Genomic DNA, 22,987 nt, shown 5'->3' on the forward strand with positions numbered 1-22,987 from the left:
TCGTCTCATTGTTTATGAATTCTTTTATCAGTCGAGCCGCTTCCCCTTTTATCTTTTTCCATCTTATTGGTGAATATCGCCTGCGCTTCCTGGATTTCTTCCCTTATCAGGCTCATTTCCTCGTCCAGCCGAAAAGCCGCTTCTGCAGCACGCTGGAGCCTCATCTGTATTCTTTCAGGAAATTGTCCGCTGTACTTATAATTCAAAGAATGCTCAATAGTCGCCCAAAAATTCATCGAAAGGGTACGAATTTGAATTTCGACAAGGATGTTTTTTTCTCCCTTGATCGTCTGTACAGGGTAATCTACAACGACATGATAGGACCTGTATCCGCTCGGCTTTTTATGCGTCACATAATCCCTTTCTTCTATCACTTTGAAATCCCTGCGTGCCCGGAGGCGTTCCACCACAGTGTGTATATCTTCAACGAATTGACACATCATCCTGAGACCGGCGATATCCTGCATCTCTCTTTCTATATCGGATAGAGCTATTCCCTTTTGATTTGCTTTATCCAAAATACTGGCGATCGGCTTCACCCTGCCAGTGACAAATTCAATTGGAGAATGAGTCTGCTGAAATTCATATTCTCCCCGCATCCCTTTTAACTTTACTTTTAGCTCATCCACTGCTTGCTTATATGGCGCTAAAAATTCTTCCCAATGATTCATTGCCTCACCCCACCTGAAACATTCCTTATATTTTCATGACGGAATCAATCGATGAAAGCAGTTTCAACCTTCTTAACCATTTCGTCACCGTAATTCCCGTTTCCTTCTATATTACTGACCAAATAGTCAAGCTCTTCGTGAAAGCCGTCCAATTCGAACGATTCTTCCTCGCTTTTTGCGATAACAGGGCACTTCTCATCCAGTGCTTTTTTCAATTGACCCCATATTGGTTCATCCAGGTATAAATATACATATTCTTCTTCATTTTCCGCCAGATAAACGAACGCAAATTTGTCAGAATCTGCAATGATCTGCCCGGCAGGTTTGATCCCTTTAATCAGCTCATTTTGTTCAGTATGTAAGTGCAAAACACCGTTTTCAAATTTCGCTTCCTTAAATTCAATCATTTTTCTCATGGCTATTTCATCCTTCCTTAAAACAATCAGTCTTATTTTATCATAAGAGAGGATATTCATCTAAACATTGAAGTTCCTTTCCTGAAAAGAGATAATAAAAAGACTAAGTAATGAAAGGATGCTTCACATTGGCACAAGAGATTGAAATCGAATTCAAGAACCTTTTAACAAAGGAAGAATTCTTGCAACTGATAAAGCAATTTTCAATAAGAAACAAAGATTTCAGGGTGCAGGAGAATCATTACTTTGATACTCCCGACTTTCAACTGAAGGAGAAGCAGTCGGCATTGAGGGTCCGGGTAAAGGATGGAAACTCCACTCTTACGCTTAAGACTCCTATCACAAATGGTTTGCTGGAAACAAACCAAGGCCTTTCTCCCATGCAAGCAGAAGAACTTTTAAAACAGGGACTTTTTCCTGAAGGGGAAGTGAAAGATGTCCTATTAAATATAGGAATTGAAATCCCCTCGCTCCTTCACTTCGGTTCTTTGAAGACAAAGAGAGCTGAACTTGAATTTCAGGAAGGTCTGCTCGTCTTTGATGAGAGTACTTATTTTGATAAAGTAGACTACGAACTCGAATATGAAGTTAAGGATTTTGACACGGGCAAAAAAATATTTTTTGATTTGTTAAAAGAACAAGATATACCGAAAAGGGAAACGGAAAATAAAATCAAACGTTTTTATCGGGAAAAAGTAAGGAGAGAATCGTAAAATAACTCGAATCTTTTCCGATATTATAGAAAACACCTCTAAATGAGACAGGAGCCGTTAGTTATGAATGTTCAACAAATCAAAACGATGATGGAACTGCAGGCAATGAATAAATTGGGTTCGGTTTCCTCTTTAGGCACTGCGGGGCAGAGTAATCAATTGTTTCAACAGCTATTCACCCAGGCCCTAACAAACAGACAGGGAAATTTGCAGACGCCTGAGAATACACTTGGTGCCGTAAAGAGCCTGTTTGAAACACATCCTGCCTTTACAGTTTCACAACCACCCGTTTCGCTTACCGGACTTAATAAAAACGATTATAAGACGCCCCCGTCAATAGATGATATTATTACGAAAGCCGCCGATAAATACCAGCTCCCGAAAAAGCTGATTCAGGCTGTTATTCACCAAGAGTCAAACTTCAACCCGGATGCTGTGAGTCCTGCAGGGGCTTCAGGGTTGATGCAGCTGATGCCTTCTACCGCCAGTGGACTTGGAGTGACAAATATTTTCGATCCCGAAGAAAATGTTTTTGCAGGTACAAAATACTTAAGACAGATGCTGGATAAATATGACGGTGACATCGATTTGGCGCTTGCAGCTTATAACGCAGGCCCGGGGAATGTCGATAAGTACAATGGTATCCCCCCTTTCAAAGAAACGAAGGCTTATGTTAAGAAAGTAACCAATGCTTTTTATGCGTGAACAGTTTAGATGAAAGATCTGCTTGAGACAGCAGGTCTTTTTTGTTTGACTATCTTCTGTATGTACTTGCTTACCTTCAGGATAGCCCTCATCATTCTGGCAACACTAACTTTACAGATTCTTGCGCCATCAAGGCGATTTGTTTGAGATATAAATGAATGCTTGCTAGAATAAACTTACATTCTAAGTAAAAAGGAGTCCTTCTTATGGTCGAGAAACCTAAAATGCCTTATAACTTAATCGGCGAAAAGAAACTCTCCATGCTCGTTGATGCATTTTATAATAGAGTGTCCAAGCACGAGTTGCTTGCACCTATTTTCCCGGAAGATCTAACTGAGACGGCCCGTAAACAGAAGCAATTTCTGACTCAATATTTAGGCGGACCACCTCTTTATACTGAAGAACATGGACATCCTATGCTGCGTGCAAGGCATCTCCCTTTTCCGATCACGGAAGAGAGAGCGAAAGCATGGCTGGGCTGTATGCATGATGCAATGGACGAAGTGGAACTTGAGGGTCCGGTGCGGGAAGACTTCTTTCACAGACTGGTCTTGACCGCCCATCATATGGTCAATACGGAAACACCGGAGAGAACCAGCGTTGACTAGTTTACATCATTCAAGTCCGCTCAATTCTTGTGGAGGAGCTGAAAAGAAACCACTTGAAATATATATGTTTGTTGATCCCTTGTGTCCGGAATGCTGGGCATTAGAGCCTATCTTAAAAAAGCTTAGGATTGAATACGGCCAGTACTTTCGCATCCGTTATATTTTAAGCGGTCAGCTTTCATCATTAAATATTGCGACAAAGCGTAAACAGGAAGACCTCGCCCAGCAATGGGAGAAAACCGCAAGCCGGTCAGGTATGTCATGTGATGGAAGCTTATGGTTCGATAACCCGATTGATTCACCCTATATTGCTTCGTTTGCAATAAAGGCGGCAGAATTGCAGGGAAAACATTCGGGTATTCGTTTTTTACGATACCTGCAGGAGCGGTTATTCCTTCAAAAACAGGATATTTCGAATTTCGATGTGCTTAAGGATTGTGCTGAGGAAGCAAAGCTCGACCTCAATGAATTTATGAATGATATCCACTCCTACTCAGCATCAAAAGCATTTCAATGCGACGTAAAAATCACGACAGAAATGGATGTCGATGAAATCCCTACCCTTGTCTTTTTTAATGAAAATATCGAAGATGAAGGGTTGAAGGTTACCGGATTGTATTCTTATGAGGTATACGTTCACATCATTGAAGAGATGCTGACAATTAAACCGGAGAAAAACCCTCTGCCGACACTGGATGAATTCATGAAACATTACCGTTTTGTAGCATCCAAGGAAATTGCCGTTGTATATGATTTGTCCATTGAAGAAGTAGAAAAACAAATGAAGAAGTGGATTTTGCAGCAGAAAGTAAAAAGGATCCCTGCAAAGCACGGGACATTTTGGAGATATATCGCTGATTAGTTATTTTACAATAATGAATATTGTGAGTAACGGGAAAACCCGATGTTGTTTCCAACATCGGGTTTTCTATACGAACAAAGGGGATGGGAGAAATTTTTCACGGTCAAACAAAGGGGTATATGTTTGCTTGTGATCAACTTCACACTGATAATATATCATGTATGAACTTGTATTGGCAAGTTGTTTGTATGGTATTTCACAATATTGTCAAAATCCATGAATGAAATTCATCAGCTTGTCATATAGTGATATAAACCTTCTGAGGAGGTACCACGATGAGATTAAGTCTGAAATTTGTGCTGCTGATCGTATTGATCCTGTTCAGCTTTATCATTCATATTCTTGGGTTGATGAATCTCATCCCGCTTCTCATCACAGCTCCCATACTATTCCTATCACTGTTGATTTTTTTCTATACCGTTGGCAACAGGAAGAGATTCAAGGGATTTAAGTCATAAAGATGGGAGGAGCCAAAACAGGCTCCTCCCTTTTCATCATTATTGTAACTTCTCCAATAATTCTTCCATTTCATTCAGTTTTTCTTCAAATACTTTACAAGCTTCCTCCACCGGTTTGGAGGTCGTCATATCGACTCCTGCCTTTTTCAATACTTCAATAGGATAATCAGAGCTTCCCGCTTTAAGGAATTCAATATACCTTTCAACGGCTGTGTCCCCCTCTTCAAGGATCTGCTTGCTTAATGCAGTGGCTGCCGAGAACCCGGTAGCGTATTGATATACATAATAGTTGTAATAGAAATGAGGGATGCGAGCCCACTCAAGACCGATTTCCTCATCGATGGAGATCTCGTCCCCAAAGTATTTCTTATTGAGTGCGTAATATTCTTTTGTAAGGAAATCAGAAGTCAAAGCTTCCCCTTCCTGTGCTTTCTTATGGATCAAGTGCTCGAATTCTGCAAACATTGTTTGTCGGAACACAGTGCCCCTGAACCCTTCCAAATAATGATTTAATAAATATAAGCGTTTCTTTTCATCATCTATCGTGTTCAATAGATAGTCATTCAGTAATGCTTCATTGCATGTTGATGCGACTTCCGCCACGAAGATTGAATAGTGACCATAAGTATATGGCTGTGAGGATCTTGTATAATAACTATGCACACTGTGCCCGAATTCATGTGCCAATGTAAACAGATTGTTGACATTGTCCTGCCAATTCATGAGGATATAAGGGTTGGTGCCGTACGCTCCCGAGGAGTATGCACCGCTTCGTTTTCCTTTGTTTTCCACAACATCCACCCAGCGGTTATCAAATCCGTCTTTCAGGACCGAAGCATAGTCTTCACCCAGCGGTTCCAGTCCTTTTAGGATCATTTCTTTCGCTTCTTCATAGCCGATTTCCATTTTCACTTCTTTTACAAGCGGCGTATAAAGATCATACATGTGGACCTCATCAAGTCCGAGTACTTTCTTACGGAGCTTCACGTAACGCTGCAGCAGGTGAAGATTCTTATTCACCGTTTCTACAAGGTTATCGTACACCTGCTCAGGAATATTGTTATTAGATAACGCCGCGTGCCGCGCAGAATCATAATTTCTGACACTTGCTGTAAAGTTATCTTTCTTTACAGCACCGCTGAGTGTCGAGGCAAATGTATTTTCAAATTTCCCATACGTTTCATATACCTTTTTAAATGCTTCTTCACGCACCCGTCTGTCACTGCTTTCAAGGAAACGAATAAAGCGGCCGTGTGTAATATCCACTTCTTCCCCATCCTCATCCTTAATGCTTGGGAATTCCAAATCTGCATTATTCAGCATCCCGAACGTATTGCTTGCTGCACTGAACACTTCAGAAGCTTGGGCCAAAAGGGCTTCCTCTTCAGCAGATAACACGTGGGGGCGCTGCAAATTGATCTCTTCCAGTGCATGCTTATATTTCTTGAGTTCTTCCTTTTCCTTGAGGAACCCTTTCAGTGTGTCTTCATCGATCGAAAGGATTTCAGGCACCAGATATGCGAACTTGCTGCCTAATTGGGTATAGAGACTTTTTGCACGGTCATCCAGCCCCTGATAATGTGAATTCGTGGTATCCTGGTCATAGCGCATGTGAGAATATGTATAGACCCTGCCCATTCTTTCCATAATTTCATCTTGAAAGCTCAAGGCTTTATACAGTTGATCAGAACTGCTGCTTAACGTTCCTTTGAATTCTTCGGCTTTATTGATCATTCCTTTGATTTCTTTATATTCTTTCTCCCAGGCTTCATCACTTTCAAAAATATCTTCCAGCCTCCAAGTCAAGTTTTCTTCCACTTGATCTCTGGTTGGCAGACTTTTTGTTACTGTGTCATTTGACATATACATCCTCCATTCTGAATCTACAGACTATTCCTTATAGTTACATTCTCTCTCAAGCAGGATATTCCTGCAAGAAAACAATCTTGATTAGTCCTTTTTTAATATATGCTTCAATTTAGGAAATAAATCATGTTCGTGCTGTTGATAGTCGATGAAGGTTTTTGGACAGATCCATTTAGCGGTTAACTTATAGCCTTTTCCCCTTTTTTTCTGTATGATCTCTAATTTTTCTAATAAGCATAGATAATCATTGATTAATGTTTTAATGCTGCTGCCCGTCGAATGCAGCGGGAAATTCCTTGTTTCAATACTCCCATTTTCCAGCCTGCGCATGAAGGCACTATAAATCATCTCTCTAGTGAAATAGGGGGATTTTTTGAGTACATCTTTCCAAATGTAGTATTGCCACTGAAGTGGATGGGTTTTGATCAAGGTCATGTGAGGAATGACCGGTAAGCCGATAAACAACGGTAAATAAAGGAATGTATCACCTTCTCTATATACTTCAGAGAGAAACGGATCACGGCGGGCGGAACTGAACTGTATTTTGTTATTTATCCATTTTTCCCTGTAACGTTTCCAGTTCTCTAGAAAAAGGGACTCTGCTTGATCCGGAGGAAGAATGGATACCGGGATAGTGAATGTATTAAGGGGGATTTCGATTTCTTTTGAGAAGAAAAATGAATTTGTGCTTACTGGTGTGAGATGCGGAAAGATCGTGAAAGATTCATTCGAGGGATCAAAGTGAAGCAGGTAAAAGTGAAGTTCCTCTGAAAAACGGATGAATCCCTGCTGGAAACTTGTTAATTTAAGGGGGGTGCCGATAGTCAGGGGCTGGGTTAAGATCCATATGGGATGTATGTTCCCTTTTCTAAAACCTTCTGTCCTCTCTTTTATTTCGGAAAGTGGAATCGTGCTGCATTGAATCTCTATTGCAATCCGATATCCTCTCTCCGTGATGAGGAGATCGGGAATCTGCTGAACCTCTTTTACAAAATACTCCAGCTTTACATCCTGAAATAGCTGCGACAATCTTTTATATAACAAGGCTTTGCTCCATATATGGTCAGGGGTTTCCTTTTTTGTTTCAAGTATGCATGGGAGCTTTGAAGTGTGAGCAAAATGCGGGATTTTTATATTACCGATCTTGAGGATCAAGGGGGATGAACAGTGAGGACAGGTAAACGTTTTTAAACTTTTCCTTAAATTCAACAGTTCTTCTTTAGAATGGTGAATGGCCGTAAAATGCTGATGATCCATTATAGCTGTTAACATAGAACACCTCCTTCAAATCTTATTCGACACGAATTGGGAAAATCCTGCAAAAAAGCTCAAAGGAAAATTTCCTTTGAGCTTCTCATTATAACAATGGCGACATCAAACGGGAGGTGGATTCAAGTATTCGATATCCCATATGCCTTTTCTGAAATTCGTCGTGTGAAAGTTCGAAGGAATGCTCCAGGTCATTCAGGTATTCGTCCACGAGGGATTGGGTGCTCGTCGTTTTATACAGGAAGGCATTTACTTCGAAATTCAAATGAAAGCTCCTCATATCCATATTGGAAGTGCCAATCGAAGCCAACTCATTGTCGACAATGACTATTTTACTGTGCATGAATCCCTTTTGATATTCATATATCCTCACGCCTGCTTCCAATAGTTCAGGAAAATATGACCTGGAGGCATGAAACACAATTCGCTTATCAGGTTTATGCGGGACAAGCAGCCTGACATCCACTCCGCTCAACGCGGCAATTTTTAAAGCTGAGAAGATATCTTCATCCGGTATGAAGTAAGGGGATGCAACCCAAACGCTTTCCTGTGCGGAAGTGATCATTGAAAAGAAAATGTTTTTCAGTACACTAAGTTCATTGTCCGGACCTCCTGCTATCATCTGTACCCCTCCGTCATGTATTTCACTGACGGGATCGGGGCTGAGATAACCCGGAGTAAGGAAGTCATCATTTGTCATATAATACCAATCCTGAAGGAAAATAAGCTGGAGCGTGCGGACAGCCTCTCCTCTGACAAATAGGTGGGTATCCCTCCAGAATCCAAAACTCGGGTTTTTCCCCAGGTATTCATCTCCTATGTTAAGACCCCCGACAAATCCGATGCTTCCATCAATGACAATGATTTTACGATGATTTCGGAAATTGAATTTATTATTAAGGAATGGGATCTTCACCGGGCCGAACGGTACAACTTCAATCCCCGCATTTTTTAATTCCCTGAGATACTCATTTGATAATTGCCATGCCCCTACAGCATCGTAAAGAAACCGGACTTTTACCCCGTCCCGGGCACGTTCGATCAACACATCTTTAATCTGGTTCCCTATATCATCATGGCGGACGATATAATATTCCATATGGATATGATGCTTGGCTGTTTTTAGCCATCGCAATATTTCACCGAATGTTTCCTGCCCATTAGTCAATACTTTCGTTTCACTTGAAAAGGAAATGGCACTGTTCCCGATTCGCTGGGCGAGCTGTACATGTTTTTCCTGATAGAACCCGAACATCTCCGGATTCATGTCCTTCGGGCCTGGTTCATACTTGTTGTAGGTCTCCTTATCAAGGATATGCTTTTTCTTGTACATTTTCTCCTTCCGGTAATTCCTTCCGAATAAAAGGTAGAAGATAAAACCAAGAAAAGGGAAAGCACCAAGGACGACGAGCCAAGTAAGTGTTTGAGTCGGATGACGATTCTCAATGAATATTAAAAAACCTATGATTATGACTGAAAACGTGAACAGTAAACTTACGTATTTTATCATACCTTCAAAATATTGATCCAAAAAGTAAAAGTAGCTGAGGCTTATGGCTGCGATAAATATGAGCACTTTCACCGTATTCTTCATTTGTTACACCTTCCCGTGAACTCAAAATAAACAATTATGTAGTTTATCATTGATATTTGTTTAAAAAAATTTAATTTATCCTTTCAATCACACTTAATAAAAAAATACCGATTTCAAGATGAAACCGGTATTCGCGCTTATGAAAAGTATGCACTTAGTGTTTCGAATACATTTTGGTCGATGACAACTTTACCATACTCCTCAAGACGATGAACGGTCATTCTTGACTCGTCTGCGTACTCAAGCAAGATGCTCAACATGTCATCGATTTCTTCTTCTGAGAAGTGCTCCTCTGAAAACTTGATATAAAGGTAATAATTATTTTCGAAAGCAAGTAACTTCGTATCCAAGTTTTCAGCGGATATATCCTTCAATCTCTGCGATAAAGAAATGGAATCTTCGAAATCACTGAACTTAAGTGTGAAATCCAGTGCAACTTCCGTATCTACGTCCTGGTCCTGTTTGATTTGGAAGTGTTGATCAAGCAGCTCCTCGATCCGTTCGTCGACAGGAAGCTCTTTTAATTTATCTTCAGGGATTGGCAATTCAAAACGTTGACCATCTTTGGAAACCTGCGCCCTTGTGACGAGTACTTCAAGTCCTTTGTCCAAAGCCTGTACTTGGATCCATAAGGGACCCTCGATACCGAAATCTTCTTCTTGATGAACTTCATCCATCATTTCCCAGAAAAGTTCTTCGCTTCTTTCGCGGTTATACCAGATTTCCTCACGATCAAAGCCTCTATCCTCTATATCCCCATATGAAATATAGAATTTAACTGTATTTTCATTTATGCGTTCGATTTCCATTTAACACCTCTCCCTTCTTGCGTAAAATTAGTGAAGGGACTACACCCCATGAGCTGTAAAGCCCGCCTGTCTGACTGAAATGCCAGACTGTTGGTGAAGACAGAAGATACATTTAAGTTAGTTTGTACCTTGTACTTCTATTTTATGTTATCTGTACGTAAAATGGAATTAAATTAACACCCATTTTTCATCTGGACAGATTGAACTAAATCAATTGTTTTTGACATTTTAGCTAATATTTGCAGAAAACTCAAGTGATAATACTTATTACTAAGTTATGTCACAGCTAACCGTTTCCGTGCAAAAATTAGTGGAAAAATAAAAAGGCTAACCCGCAAGGAAACAAAACGTCCTTTAAGGGTCAGCCCCTTTTAATTGTATATTCCCGCAGACTTAAAAAGATGCGGGAATGTGAATGATTGATTAATTAACCATTCTTTGAGCTTCAAGAAGTTGAAAAGTGCGTACCTTCCTTGGAAGGAAGCGTCTAATTTCATCTTCATTATATCCAACTTGCAAACGCTTTTCATCCAGGATGATCGGACGTCTAAGTAATCCAGGATTCTTTTGGATAAGCTCAAACAATTCTTGAAGTGGTAATGTTTCTAAATCCACATTAAGCTTCTGAAAAGTCTTGGAACGTGTAGAAATGATTTCATCAGTACCATCCTCAGTCATGCGGAGGATTTCCTTGATTTCGTCAATGCTTAAAGGCTCAGAGAAAACGTTACGCTCTGTATATGGAATCTCGTGCTCTTCTAACCAAGCTTTTGCCTTGCGACAAGATGTACAACTAGGTGAAGTGAATAATGTAACCACGTCATTCACACTCCCTTAAATAGTTTTTAGTAGTGTATGATATAGAGTATTTTATTTAAACAGCTGCGTTATTTAAAATTAGTTTAAATAAGAAATCTCTATTATGTATTATACATGAATTGCGAGTCGATGAACATACTTTTAATGAATTTGTCAAACTTCTTACACATTCGTTTAACATAAGCTATATATTTATGTTTCTAAATAATATTTACCCGCTTTTCTAGAGGGATAAACATTCTTTTTACAACTTACTATTTTCATTTAGAAAACCTTATTGCGAATCGCAATAAGGTTTTCTGAATAGTATTTTGTTTACGTAATCAACAGCTAGCAAAAGTTTATTTCCATGTTTTTTATAAATCTTTCAACAAGTCTTCTTCTCGATCTTCGTCGCGCTTTAGGACTTCATCCACCGGCTGATAGGATGCACCGTAGAATTTTTCGTCCTTGTAGGTATGGATCAGTTCGTACGTTTTTTTCATGGAATCAAAAATTAATTCCTCTGACTCTTCATTGGGTGCCCAATATAAAATTTCCATTGCGTTTACTTCATTTGTAGCAAGGGATTTCCTGGCATATCCGATACTTACTGCATGCTCGAATCCTTCCCTCTTGTAAAACTTCAAACGCTTTTCAGTATCCGTGTCTTCGTAATCGACAGGTTCTACCTCAAGGATGATCGGTTTATTCTTTGTCTTCAGCTTTTCAAGAAGTTTATGGCCAAGTCCCTGGCCACGTGCATCCTTAGAAACGAATAGATAATCAATAAAGATGAATTCATCAAGTTCAGCATACATCAATACGTGATGCTGCCCCTCATCTTTATGATATATTTCGCTTCGTTCCTTAAGAAGCGTTTCGAGATGTTCTTTTGATTTCATTTCCTCGACCGGGAAATATTGATTTAGCTTTTCATACCAATGCATGTACCTGCTCCTTTAATTGAATTTTTCCGACTAACGGGATAAAACTATTTTTCTCATAATTGAATGGATTATGTCAGTTGTTAGTCTTTTCTGTGGAATTAATTTTTAATAACGGTTTTGCAGGATATGAGTTCTGCTAAGGGGGAGATGTGGTTGTAAAGCGGTTAATGTTACCATTTTAATCATAACAATCTCAGCGCGATTGTCAAATGATATCCTACCATCAATCTTGACCCTCCTTTGAGTACATGCATTGTGAGTATTGAGTTTAAATACCGCTATTGATTTCCGTCCACATGTCATAAGTCAAACCGACCAAGAAGGCAAAAAGCGCCTTCTTGGCCGATTCGTCTTATAACACCCGCCTCTCTTCAAAGCCCTTCCGCTTTTCTTATAAGCTACTCTTCCCGCAGGAGTCTACGTGTTTCACTCCAATCAACCGCTGAATAGGGTAAATTCTGATGTACATGCAAAAAAACCGAACCGATTTGACATCTGAAATGCTAATCGGTTCGGTTTTTTAATGAGAATAAAACACTTACGCCCCTCATCCTTCGATTAAATCAGGGGGTGTAGTCTACACCTTCTGTATAGGAGTTTCCTGCATCCCATAGCAGGAATTCGTTGATACCCTGGTCGTTCAGGGCTTTGATTTGAGCTTCGATTTCAGCTTTTCCATATGATTTGTAGTTTCCGCTTCCTAACCATGAAGCAGTGAAATCTTGAAGCCACGGTCTTGAAATCGGGGGATCCTCAAGTTCAGCCAGTTTCTTATTTTCTAGTTTTGCATACTCTGTCACAAGTTCATACGGCTGGAGATCCGGCTTTGCAATCCCGAAGTATGGCGTCCAGTGACTTGGATAGATCATGGAGGATATGACATCCACATGTTCAGAGATTTTCGAGAAGTTCTGGCCGATTCCAGGTGCCTCCGGGAGAGTGGCTGTGTATCCGAAGATATCGACGGATACTTTTACTCCATACGGCTTTAATTTCTCCTCGGCATAGGCAACAAAATCAGTCACGGCCTGCACACGTTTTTGGACATTGTCCTTTTCTTTATCTGTATACTCACCGGTACTATATTCCAGTTCCTTGTCCCTTTTTTCAAACCCTTCCGGGAATCGTACATAATCAAACTGGATTTCCTGGAATCCCATTTTCGCCGCTTCGATTGCGATTCCTACGTTATAATCCCATACTTCTTTAAGAAATGGATTCACGAACGATTCGCCGCGTCCGTTTTTCCAGACCTGTCCGCCGTCTATATAGGATAACTCAGGTTTTTTATTTGCCAGGACTGTATCTTTAAATACAACGACCCGGGCAATTGGATAAATTTGTTTTTCTTCCAATTTATCAAGCAGTGATTTAGGATCCTTAATATACGGCTGGCCAATATCAGCATATGAGGAAGATGCTTCCGGTTCATATGTAAGATTCCCATTGTCATCCTTAATATCAATTACCATCGCATTTAGATCCGTCGAATCGACCAGGTTTGTCAATTTATTGATCCGCTCCCCTCCGGCGGAATGTCCCGTGACATATACTCCTCTGATGGCGTCAGGATATTTAAAAGTATAACCTGAATCATATACAAATCTTGGGGGTGCAGCAGGAATTTCCTTTTTGCTCAGCGTCAGAGTCCTTTTTTCATGGCTGCTTTCAGCTTGACTATCTTTAGATTCGGCACTTACTGATTGAATGGGCAATACACACATTGTGATCAAACAGAAAGATGTCGCCAGCTTACTCCATTTCAACATTAACCTCTCCTCTTTAAAAATAACTATCTACTAAAAATTGTAACACTTGTTACTATTTTAACAAGGAAATAACTTCAAGGGACAGGGAATATACACCTAAAGTGGGTGAATTTCCGAGGAAATCAGTTTGACTGATTTCTGTAACGATATATCTCCCTCAAAAAGGATTTTAAGAATAACATTTCTTATAAACAGAATATGTATTTTCCATTTGAAAAAGAAGAAGTTTATCGTTTTCTGGATGTGGAATAAAGAAAAAAAGCCCCCTTTTCAAGGGAGCTTTAATATATCAGGCTTTATACTGTGCCTGATATTGCGCAAACTCTTTTTCAGAGCAGTATACAAAGTGCCCCGGCGCAACCTCGCGCATTTCAAGCTGATCTTCTTCCGTATAATTGTGAACCGCAGGATCGTATTCTTTTCTTCTGCGTGTGCGTTCATACTCTGGATCTGGTAGTGGAATCGCAGAAAGCAGAGACTGGGTATAAGGGTGAAGCGGGTTCTTATACAAAGCATCACTTGGTGCCAATTCTACTAATTTACCAAAATACATTACCCCGATACGGTCACTGATGTATTTTACCATTGACAGGTCATGGGCAATGAACAGATAAGTCAACCCTTTTTCTTTCTGAAGCTGCTGCATCAAATTGACGACCTGTGCCTGGATCGATACGTCAAGTGCAGAGATCGGCTCATCGGCAATGATAAAATCAGGATCTACTGCAAGGGCACGTGCAATACCGATACGCTGTCTTTGTCCGCCTGAGAACTCATGCGGATAACGTCCTGCGTGCTCCTTGTTTAAACCAACCGTCTCAAGGAGTTCATGGACCTTTCTAAGACGTTCTTCTTTAGAGGAAGCAAGTCCGTGAATATCGATGCCCTCTGCGATGATATCTTGTACTTTCAGGCGTGGGTTAAGAGATGCATAAGGGTCTTGGAAAATCATCTGCATTTTCCGGTTGAACTTCTTCAACTGGGATCTGCTCTTCTTACCGTGTACATCGTCGCCTTCAAAAAGAACCTGGCCGTCAGTGGCATCATACAGGCGGATGATCGTACGTCCGGTTGTTGATTTTCCGCAACCGGATTCTCCAACAAGTCCTAGCGTTTCACCTTTGTAAATATCGAAAGAAATATCATCAACCGCCTTGACCATATTCGGTTTTCCAGGGTTGAAGTATTGTTTCAGGTTTTTAATTTCAAGTAACTTTTCAGCCATTATGAACGGACCTCCTCAACTAGTACCGGCTCAGCATAGTTAGACGGCATTTTTCGATGTCTCAGTTTAACTGCTTCAGGAGGCTCAACGTTTGGTGCACTTGGATGCATCAGCCACGATTTAACTAAATGTGTGTCCGATACTTTGTAGTATGGCGGTTCCTGCTCGAAATCGATTTTCATTGCATACTCGCTTCTTAGCGCAAATGCATCCCCAGGAGGAGGATTCAACAGATCAGGAGGCGTTCCGGGAATTGCCACCAACTCCTGTTCCCCTTCTGTATCGGTCGTAGGCATAGATCCAATTAGTCCCCACGTATATGGATGACGTGGATCATAGAAGATTTCATCGACAGTTCCGGACTCTACGATTTGTCCCCCGTACATGACTGCAACACGATCGGCTACATTTGCAACGACACCAAGGTCATGGGTGATAAAGATGATCGAAGTTTCGATTTTTGTTTGCAGATCCTTCATCAATTCAAGGATCTGTGCTTGAATTGTAACGTCGAGTGCAGTGGTCGGTTCATCTGCAATGAGAATTTTAGGGTTGCAAGCTAACGCAATTGCAATTACCACACGCTGACGCTGCCCACCCGAGAATTGATGCGGGTATTGTTTAATTCTTGCTTCCGGACTTGGCAGTCCTACTAATTTCAATAACTCTATTGCTCTCTTTCTAGCATCACTTTTGCTCATGTTCTGGTGTTTAACAAGAGGTTCCATGATTTGTTTTCCGATTGTCATAGTAGGATTCAAGGACGTCATAGGATCCTGAAATATCATCGAGATATCCTTACCCCTTACCTTTTCCATCGCTTTTTCAGAAAGTGTGGCAAGGTCCCGGCCTTCAAATTTAATTTCGCCATCTTTTATGAATCCAGGTGGATTTGGAATTAATCTCATAACAGCTTTCGTCGTAACCGACTTACCGGAACCCGATTCACCAACGATGGCAAGTGTTTCCCCTTTGTCCAGGTGGAAATCCACACCGCGGACAGCTTTTACTTCTCCTCCATGCGTATTGAAGGAGACATGAAGATTGTTAACTTCTAGTATTCTCTTTGACATATTTTCTTATCTCCCTTCCATTACTTACGCATTTTCGGATCGAGTGCATCTCTCAGACCGTCTGCCATCAGGTTAAAGCTCAAGATAACCAACGAGATAACAACAGATGGAACAAGCATCATATGCGGGAATGATTGGATCGACTTATAACCGTCGTTTACCAATGATCCCAATGAAGCTTTAGGCGGTGCGATACCCAACCCGATAAAGCTTAAGAATGCTTCAGTATAAATTGCACCAGGAACTGTGAACATCGTGGTGATGATGACAGGTCCCATTACGTTTGGAAGTAAATGTTTGAAAATCAGTCGATTACTGCTTGCTCCCAAAGTACGGGATGCAAGGACGAATTCCTGATTCTTCAGTTGTAATACCTGGCCGCGGACAATCCTCGCCATAGTTGTCCAACCGGTTATGACCATCGCCATTGTAATCGAGAAGATCCCTGGTTCAAAGACCAAGATAAATAGAATGACAACAATCAAGTTTGGAATCCCGACAAGGATTTCAATGATACGCTGCATGATGTCATCTACTTTTCCTCCATAGTAACCGGAGATGCCCCCATAGGAAATACCGATTAAGAAATCAATGAAAGCTGCAAGAATACCAATATATAAAGATATCCTTGTACCGCTCCATGTTCTGGTCCAAAGGTCTCGTCCCAAATCATCTGTACCGAACCAGTAATTTTCTTCTACTTGTCTTGATTCGTAAACATCAAACCCATCAGCATCCTTACCGTCAAACGGAAGCCAGCTGATTCCTGAAAGCGCTTCAATTTTAGGCGGGAGTTTTGCATGACGGATTTCTTGATCACTGAATTTATGGTCATTCATTCCAGGTCCAAATATGGCAAAAAATGCAACTATCAGCATGATGACGATCCCAATCATTGCACCCCTGCTTTTTCGGAGTCTAATCCATGCGTCCTGCCAAAAGTTCAGAGTGGGACGCGAGATTTTTTCTGCTTCTTCCTCATTAGCTTTTTGCTGCTGGAAGAGTTCTGGACTAAGCTGTTCTAATTTTCGTTTATTTGTTTCCATTATTTCTTCCCTCCAGCCAAACGAATACGCGGGTCGATAATTCCATACATAATATCCACTAAGAAGATGACCGCAATCAATAATGCACTATAGAATAAAGTCACACCCATTATGACTGTATAGTCATTCATTTCAATCGAACGAACGAATTGATCCCCCAAACCTGGGACAGCGAAAATACGCTCGATAACAAGTGTTCCTGTCATAATGCTTACAGTCATTGGGCCTAAAATCGTGATGATAGGTATCATCGCATTCCGGACCGCGTGCTTTACGACAGTTCCAGTCTTCGATATCCCCTTTGCTTTGGCAAGCAGGATATAATCTGAACCAAGGATTTCAAGCATTTCAGTTCGCATAAAACGTGCAATCGTTGCCACAACACCTACCGTTAATGCCAATGTAGGTAAAACGGTGTGCTTATACTCTCCCCACAGTGCTACAGGGAACCATTCAAGCTTAACCCCAACATAGTATTGGAGAAGTCCTGCAAATACGAATGAAGGGATCGAAATCCCCAGTACTGCCAGGAAGGTTGAACCGTAATCCCACACAGTATTATGTTTGATTGCTGCAATGATACCAACTAGTAACCCGACAATTGTTCCTAATACGATTGATTGGAAACCGAGAAGTGCGGAAGGACCAATACGTTCCCCGATCATTTGTGTAACCGGACGGTTGTCGTACTGGAAAGATAATCCCAAATCACCTTGTGCAAGTCCAGCCATGTAGTTTACGTACTGCACAGGTAGCGGGTCATTCAGACCGTATTTATCCAAGATGATTTGCTGTTGTTCCGGAGACAGCCTTTCTTGATTTTGTAGTGGAGATCCAGGAAGGAGCTTCATCAGAAAGAAAGTAGCGGTAGCAATGATAACCAAAGTGATGATCATATAAACGAGTCGTTGAATTGTATATCTGACCATTCTTTAGCCCCCCTTTTTGTCTATTTTTTCAATACATAATATATTATATAGTTATTCGACAAATTTTCAATCTATTTTTACTTTTTAGATTTTTTTCGACATTCAGTGGAAAAGGAGAGCGTATGCCCATGCATACACTCTCCCTTTTCAGTTTGTCATTGAGCTATTAATTACTCAACTGAAGCCCACTTGTAAGAGTTATCAGCACCAAATGAATGGCGAAGGATACCTTTAACATATGGACGCTCTAGGTAAGAAGTACCGTTCTGGTACATCGGGCTGATCGCTTGATCTTCGAAAAGGATTTTCTCTGCGTCGATCATAGCCTGCCAGCGAGCTTCAAGATCACTTGCAAGTTCACCCTTAGCTTTTTCAACTAGCTCATCATATTTTTCGTTAGAGTAAGCCATTTGGTTATGAGCTCCATCTGTAACGAACATGTCGATGAATGTCATCGGATCTGGATAGTCAGGACCCCATCCAGCGAATGAGAAGTCATATTGACCTTTTGATTCTAAATCAAGCTTTTGCTTGAACGGCTGTGCTTTGATTGAAACAGTCAAACCTTCAAGGTTTGTTTCAAGCTGTTCTTTAATGAACTCACCGATTTTCTTAGAGCTTTCAGAATCATAGTTTAGTAGTTCCAGCTCAACAGAATCTTTACCAAGCTCTTCTTTCGCCTTAGCCCAGTATTCTTTTGCTTTCTCAACATCGTAACCGCCGAAATCTCCGACAGTTTCACGGTACTCAGCACCATCTGGACCAGAAACGAAGTCTTTTGGTACCAGGTAGTAAGCAGGGATTGAACCGTTGTTCATAAGAACGTCGACCATACCTTGCTTGTCATATGCAGCATCGATTGCTTTACGAGCGTTTACGTTAGCCAATACTTCGTTCTTCTGGTTCAGACGAAGGAAATATACAGCAGTATCCGCACGTGTTTTGAAGTTAGGATCATCTTTGTACTTGTCAACAAATTCAGCTGAAAGACCAGTTACGTCAGCTTTTTCAGTTTCATAAAGGTTAACTGCAGTTGCAGTATCTTTAACGATGTTGAAGTTAACTTCTTTCAACTTCACAGTATCTTTATCCCAGTAGTTATCATTCTTGGATAATTTGAAGCTTTGTTCGTGCTTCCACTCAGAAAGTGTGAAAGGACCATTGTATAATGTGTTACCCGCTTCAAGACCATATTGATCGCCTTGTTCTTCAACGAATTTTTGGTTTTGAGGATAGAAAGTTGCGAATGAAAGTAATGCTTCGAAGTAAGGTACAGGACCTTCAAGCTGTACTTCCAACGTTTTGTCATCAACGGCTTTAACACCTAATTCTTCAACCGGAACTTCACCAGCGTTCACTTTTGCAGCGTTTTTGATATCGTACATGATGTACGCATACTCTGCACCAGTGTCAGGGTTTAAAGCTTTTTGCCAAGCGTAAACGAAGTCGTTAGCCGTAACAGGCTCTCCGTTTGACCAGTTAGCATCACGGAGCTTGAATGTGTAAGTTAATCCATCTTCACTCTTCTCCATGTTTTCAGCCATACCAGGCTTCGCTTCGTCGTTCTCACCTAAACGGTAAAGACCTTCGAATACGTTGTTCATTACGTTGAATGAAACAGAGTCAGTTGCCAGTGTAGAGTCCATTGATGGGATCTCAGAACTCTCAAGCAGGTTAAGAACTTGTTCCTTACCTTCAGCAGGCTTGTCGCCGCCTTTTTCACCTGAATCTCCTCCTTTAGCATCGTCATTGCCGCCGCAAGCAGCAAGGAACGTGCTAAGAGCCAGAAGAAGAACCAGCAAGAATGAAAACTTTTTCTTCATCTTGAAATTGACCTCCTCGTAAATCTCATATTTATTTATCTTCTAATTTTCAGAAGATTTGTTACTTATTATACATGATAGAGATATTTTTGCAATATTAATTTAACAGTTTTTTTGCAAAATTATCAGATTAGTAGGTCATATGTTAGTAAAACCTTGATATATTAAGGTTTTAACCATCATTCTTAGGGTGTTTGTCCTATTACAATTGTTACAATAAACCGTTTTTGTCTATCTGCAATCTTTACATATCTTAAATAGATTAAAAGTTTCATCTATTATATTTATAAAGGGTTCTGTTTCTTTATTAAATTTGCGCAACCTGAGAGTCCAATAGCAGATGTTGTCAGGATTCTAATAATCGGCTGATTGTGCGCTATTCAGAGATGAATGTATATCAAGGGAATACACAATCCGCCAGAATGTATATATATGAATCCAATTGAAATCACCGATGGGCTTCGTGTATACTTTCTATAAAAAAGGAATAAAGGAGTATTATGAAACGTATAGTTAATATTTATTTGATTGCAGTTATCATCTTGATCGCTTCCCTCACTGTCTCACTGGCTAAAGGTGATACATACATGCTCTCCTTTATAAACAGCTTGTTTATTGCCGGAATTATTTATTTCATTGCCGGGGCCTTCTTATATATCTTTCAGAAAGGTTTTTTCAACGGAATTATTTATTCACTGAAAAGATTCCGGAGAAGCACAACCCAGGGCAAGTACGTCTCTCAATTCGATGATCTTGATGACACAAAGGAAGCCCACGTGGAACTTTCAGTGATCAGGTCATACCGGGTAACCCGATCCCTTCTTGGTATAGGTGGTATTCTCCTTATCATTTCGTTGGCGTTGTCCTATCTCCTGTATACTTGAATTGAAGGAATGGATTCACTATAATAGTGGTATCAATAAATTCTGGCGTTGATAAAGAATAGTACCTATTAAATGATTCCAAGAGAGCTTGTGGCCGGTGTGAACAAGTAATCATTTTTTAGGGAATGGACTTTTGAGCCTTATTTGTGAAATGCACTTGCAGATTAGCGAATAACGGGTTTGTCCCACGTTACAGGGGCTTCATGCAAACTGCATGGACTAAGCTGACTCATCATAATGAGTACTTAGGGTGGCACCGCGGATATCATCCCATTCGTCCCTATATTAAAAGGACGAGTGGGTTTTTATTTTGTTTAAATATAGGAGGAAAATGAAATGCAGACAATTTTCAGCGGAATACAGCCGAGCGGAACGATTACGCTTGGTAACTATATCGGGGCGATGAAGCAGTTCACCGAATTACAGAATGAATATAACTGCTACTTCTGCGTCGTCGATCAGCACGCCATTACAGTTCAGCAGGACAAAGCGGAGCTTCGCAAAAATATCAAAAGCCTTGCTGCCCTTTACATCGCATGCGGAATCGATCCGGAGAAATCCACATTATTCATTCAATCGGAAGTACCTGCCCACGCGCAGGCGGGATGGATCCTTCAGTGTGTGACGTATATAGGTGAACTTGAGCGAATGACACAGTTCAAGGATAAATCTCATGGAAAGGAAGCCGTTTCTGCCGGCCTCTTGACCTACCCGCCTTTGATGGCTGCGGATATCCTGCTGTACGGAACAAACCTGGTGCCGGTCGGGGAAGATCAAAAACAACATCTTGAATTGACACGTAACCTTGCAGAGCGCTTCAATAATAAATACAATGACATCTTTACCATCCCTGAAGTGCGCATCCCGAAAGTCGGCGCCCGCGTCATGTCGCTTCAGGACCCGGTAAAGAAAATGAGTAAATCAGATGCCAATCAAAAATCCTTCATCACGCTCCTCGATGATCCAAAACAGATCGAGAAAAAAATCAAAAGCGCGGTGACTGATTCAGACGGTATCGTGAAGTATGACAAAGAGAATAAACCAGGTGTTTCTAACCTGCTGTCCATTTATTCTATCCTTGAAGGCACTACAATAGAAGAACTGGAGCATAAATATGACGGTAAAGGATACGGTGAATTCAAAAGCGACTTGGCTCAAGTTGTCGTTAACACCATTAAGCCCATTCAGGACCGGTATAATGAATTGATCGACTCTGATGAATTAGATGACATTCTCGACCGCGGTGCTGAAAAAGCAAACCGTGCAGCGGGCAAGATGCTGAAGAAAATGGAACGAGCCATGGGACTTGGCCGAAAAGAACGAAAGAGAAAATGATGGATGATGTGCCGGGGCTTGATATCAAGCTCCGGTTTTTTTGCATAAAAAAACCTTAAGCCTGCTGCAGACTTAAGGTCCCTACATTCAATTCACTTTTGGCCTGTTTTCAACTTCCCATAACTTCTCGAAAAACGGCTGCCCTTTTATCATATTTTCACATAGGGTCAGGTGCTTGTCCGACCATCCGTATTTTGTTTCTTCATATAACATGTTCCATACGTCTTCAAACTCCATGTGCTGAATGACCCGGTATTGTTCAGGTGCCCATTCCGTATACCAATATCGGATTTCGGCAGTATTATTCGAACTATGGAGCTGATCAAGCGCCATGAATAGGAGCTGTTTCAACTGTCTTTCCTTCCTTGTCAGTCCGTTCATCACTAATGGACTCGGGGAAAGGATATGATAGTTGTGCTCGGGTTTCGGTTCCTGATCCACTGAGTATGAAAGGGATTCATGACCTTCCACCATTTCATAAACCAGCTGCTCCTGCCTCGGTATTAGTCTGCTCTTTCGGATCGGCACGTTATATCCAATCGTATCAATCGCCATTATGCCTGTCCCATCTGTGACTATAAAGCAATAATCAAGCTGAATCCGCTCATGGTTCTTTCTTAAATATGCCTTTTGATACACATCATTCAGCAGTTGTTGAGGTAATTCTGATAAATCATTCTCGATGTAGTGAAAAAGTGCAGTATCCACCTTCATTAAAGGGACTTGATCTAACAACTCAATGACATCTTCTTTTCTCCATTCGTGAAAATGACACACATTGTAGCCATTTTCTTCGCCTTCGAACCAATTTACCCATACATCATGAAGATATAACATGATTGACCCCTCGCTTTGCTACAATCTTATTTGTCAATCAGTATAGGCAGAACGGAGTAAAAATATTCCTGATTCAACACCTTTTATAGATAGTCGTTATTTTTCCTGCGAGGCAGGTAGATCGTTACGGTAATGATGAGAATCCCGACCAGGAAAAGATAACATTCTACCCGTGTGCTTATAAATAATAAATATTCGATTATTGTCATACCTGTTGTAAGCAGGTTCAGATAGATAATCAGGCTCACCCCGCCGGAAACGGCCAGTCCAAAACCAATAAACAATATGAACATACGAAACACCATACCTTCCGCCTCTACCCTCGTTTTTTGCTTGTCCTTTTATAC

Annotated in this window: 23 protein-coding genes and 1 other annotated feature; of the genes, 7 read left to right on the forward strand and 16 right to left on the reverse strand. The window is 40.8% G+C overall.

Annotation, left to right across the window (positions count from 1 at the left end; genetic code table 11):
* Positions 1–5 precede the first annotated feature (5 nt).
* Together ACKA06_RS06195 and ACKA06_RS06200 are read right to left on the reverse strand one after the other, a co-directional pair.
* Complete coding sequence (locus ACKA06_RS06195) at positions 6–671, reverse strand: GTP pyrophosphokinase (RefSeq protein ID WP_032089136.1); 666 nt, start codon at positions 669–671, stop codon at positions 6–8.
* A 44-nt stretch (positions 672–715) separates the two neighbouring features.
* Positions 716–1,087 carry a UPF0738 family protein gene (locus tag ACKA06_RS06200; RefSeq protein ID WP_058298259.1) on the reverse strand — a complete coding sequence of 124 codons (372 nt, stop codon included), beginning with the start codon at positions 1,085–1,087 and terminating at the stop codon, positions 716–718.
* A 128-nt stretch (positions 1,088–1,215) separates the two neighbouring features.
* Between ACKA06_RS06200 and ACKA06_RS06205 the strand changes: the two genes are divergently transcribed.
* The 5 genes from ACKA06_RS06205 to ACKA06_RS06225 all read left to right on the forward strand — a co-directional run bounded on the left by ACKA06_RS06205 (position 1,216) and on the right by ACKA06_RS06225 (position 4,433).
* Positions 1,216–1,800: a CYTH domain-containing protein gene (locus tag ACKA06_RS06205; protein ID WP_411159288.1), complete on the forward strand. Its 585-nt coding sequence runs from the start codon at positions 1,216–1,218 to the stop codon at positions 1,798–1,800.
* Positions 1,801–1,863: 63 nt separating this feature from the next.
* Positions 1,864–2,505, forward strand: a complete 642-nt coding sequence (locus ACKA06_RS06210) for a lytic transglycosylase domain-containing protein (protein WP_032089139.1) — start codon at positions 1,864–1,866, stop codon at positions 2,503–2,505.
* Positions 2,506–2,711: 206 nt separating this feature from the next.
* Positions 2,712–3,113, forward strand: coding sequence for a globin domain-containing protein (locus ACKA06_RS06215; RefSeq protein WP_032089140.1), 402 nt, complete (start codon positions 2,712–2,714; stop codon positions 3,111–3,113).
* Positions 3,106–3,975, forward strand: coding sequence for a ClpXP adapter SpxH family protein (locus ACKA06_RS06220; RefSeq protein WP_032089141.1), 870 nt, complete (start codon positions 3,106–3,108; stop codon positions 3,973–3,975). Before ACKA06_RS06215 ends, ACKA06_RS06220 begins: the two co-directional genes overlap by 8 nt.
* 275 nt (positions 3,976–4,250) lie before the next feature.
* On the forward strand, positions 4,251–4,433 hold the full coding sequence (locus ACKA06_RS06225) for a hypothetical protein (protein ID WP_032089142.1): 183 nt from the start codon (positions 4,251–4,253) through the stop codon (positions 4,431–4,433).
* A gap of 39 nt (positions 4,434–4,472) precedes the next feature.
* On the opposite strand, the gene pepF is transcribed toward ACKA06_RS06225, so the two are convergent.
* The 12 genes from pepF to ACKA06_RS06285 all read right to left on the reverse strand — a co-directional run bounded on the left by pepF (position 4,473) and on the right by ACKA06_RS06285 (position 19,584).
* The gene (pepF, locus tag ACKA06_RS06230; RefSeq protein ID WP_032089143.1) at positions 4,473–6,296 is read right to left on the reverse strand and encodes an oligoendopeptidase F; all 1,824 of its coding nucleotides are present in this window, start codon (positions 6,294–6,296) and stop codon (positions 4,473–4,475) included.
* Between the two features lie 87 nt (positions 6,297–6,383).
* Entirely contained in the window at positions 6,384–7,571 is a 1,188-nt protein-coding gene (locus tag ACKA06_RS06235; RefSeq protein ID WP_411159289.1) for a competence protein CoiA, read from the reverse strand.
* Positions 7,572–7,656: 85 nt separating this feature from the next.
* Positions 7,657–9,162 (reverse strand): cardiolipin synthase, encoded by a 1,506-nt coding sequence (cls, locus tag ACKA06_RS06240; protein ID WP_032089159.1) that lies wholly within the window; start codon positions 9,160–9,162, stop codon positions 7,657–7,659.
* Between the two features lie 137 nt (positions 9,163–9,299).
* A complete protein-coding gene (mecA, locus tag ACKA06_RS06245; RefSeq protein ID WP_032089160.1) occupies positions 9,300–9,971 on the reverse strand; it encodes an adaptor protein MecA in 672 nt (223 codons plus the stop codon).
* A 423-nt stretch (positions 9,972–10,394) separates the two neighbouring features.
* On the reverse strand, positions 10,395–10,790 hold the full coding sequence (gene spxA, locus ACKA06_RS06250) for a transcriptional regulator SpxA (protein ID WP_032089161.1): 396 nt from the start codon (positions 10,788–10,790) through the stop codon (positions 10,395–10,397).
* Between the two features lie 356 nt (positions 10,791–11,146).
* The gene (locus ACKA06_RS06255; protein ID WP_032089162.1) at positions 11,147–11,719 is read right to left on the reverse strand and encodes a GNAT family N-acetyltransferase; all 573 of its coding nucleotides are present in this window, start codon (positions 11,717–11,719) and stop codon (positions 11,147–11,149) included.
* A 563-nt stretch (positions 11,720–12,282) separates the two neighbouring features.
* Positions 12,283–13,488 carry a putative glycoside hydrolase gene (locus ACKA06_RS06260; protein WP_411159290.1) on the reverse strand — a complete coding sequence of 402 codons (1,206 nt, stop codon included), beginning with the start codon at positions 13,486–13,488 and terminating at the stop codon, positions 12,283–12,285.
* Positions 13,489–13,777: 289 nt separating this feature from the next.
* Positions 13,778–14,713, reverse strand: a complete 936-nt coding sequence (locus ACKA06_RS06265; RefSeq protein ID WP_032089164.1) for an ABC transporter ATP-binding protein — start codon at positions 14,711–14,713, stop codon at positions 13,778–13,780.
* Positions 14,713–15,786 carry an ABC transporter ATP-binding protein gene (locus ACKA06_RS06270; RefSeq protein ID WP_032089165.1) on the reverse strand — a complete coding sequence of 358 codons (1,074 nt, stop codon included), beginning with the start codon at positions 15,784–15,786 and terminating at the stop codon, positions 14,713–14,715. Before ACKA06_RS06270 ends, ACKA06_RS06265 begins: the two co-directional genes overlap by 1 nt.
* A gap of 20 nt (positions 15,787–15,806) precedes the next feature.
* Positions 15,807–16,832, reverse strand: coding sequence for an oligopeptide ABC transporter permease (gene opp3C / locus ACKA06_RS06275; protein ID WP_032089166.1), 1,026 nt, complete (start codon positions 16,830–16,832; stop codon positions 15,807–15,809).
* Positions 16,832–17,761, reverse strand: a complete 930-nt coding sequence (gene opp3b, locus ACKA06_RS06280; RefSeq protein ID WP_032089167.1) for an oligopeptide ABC transporter permease — start codon at positions 17,759–17,761, stop codon at positions 16,832–16,834. The genes opp3C and opp3b overlap by 1 nt, the downstream gene beginning before the upstream one ends.
* A gap of 170 nt (positions 17,762–17,931) precedes the next feature.
* On the reverse strand, positions 17,932–19,584 hold the full coding sequence (locus ACKA06_RS06285; RefSeq protein ID WP_032089168.1) for a peptide ABC transporter substrate-binding protein: 1,653 nt from the start codon (positions 19,582–19,584) through the stop codon (positions 17,932–17,934).
* 500 nt (positions 19,585–20,084) lie between these two features.
* Here ACKA06_RS06285 and ACKA06_RS06290 point away from each other — a divergent pair, with 500 nt between their 5' ends.
* Both ACKA06_RS06290 and trpS read left to right on the forward strand, forming a co-directional pair.
* Positions 20,085–20,468: a DUF3899 domain-containing protein gene (locus tag ACKA06_RS06290; RefSeq protein WP_032089169.1), complete on the forward strand. Its 384-nt coding sequence runs from the start codon at positions 20,085–20,087 to the stop codon at positions 20,466–20,468.
* Between the two features lie 39 nt (positions 20,469–20,507).
* Positions 20,508–20,753 (forward strand) — a binding site (T-box leader).
* Positions 20,754–20,804: 51 nt separating this feature from the next.
* A complete protein-coding gene (gene trpS, locus ACKA06_RS06295; RefSeq protein WP_198258280.1) occupies positions 20,805–21,803 on the forward strand; it encodes a tryptophan--tRNA ligase in 999 nt (332 codons plus the stop codon).
* An 87-nt stretch (positions 21,804–21,890) separates the two neighbouring features.
* Here trpS and ACKA06_RS06300 read toward each other — a convergent pair whose 3' ends face one another.
* Positions 21,891–22,640: a YjbA family protein gene (locus tag ACKA06_RS06300; protein ID WP_032089171.1), complete on the reverse strand. Its 750-nt coding sequence runs from the start codon at positions 22,638–22,640 to the stop codon at positions 21,891–21,893.
* A gap of 83 nt (positions 22,641–22,723) precedes the next feature.
* Positions 22,724–22,945, reverse strand: coding sequence for a hypothetical protein (locus ACKA06_RS06305; protein ID WP_032089172.1), 222 nt, complete (start codon positions 22,943–22,945; stop codon positions 22,724–22,726).
* Positions 22,946–22,987 lie beyond the last annotated feature (42 nt).

Source organism: Rossellomorea oryzaecorticis, assembly GCF_045897515.1.
Taxonomy (GTDB): Bacteria; Bacillota; Bacilli; order Bacillales; family Bacillaceae_B; genus Rossellomorea; species Rossellomorea enclensis.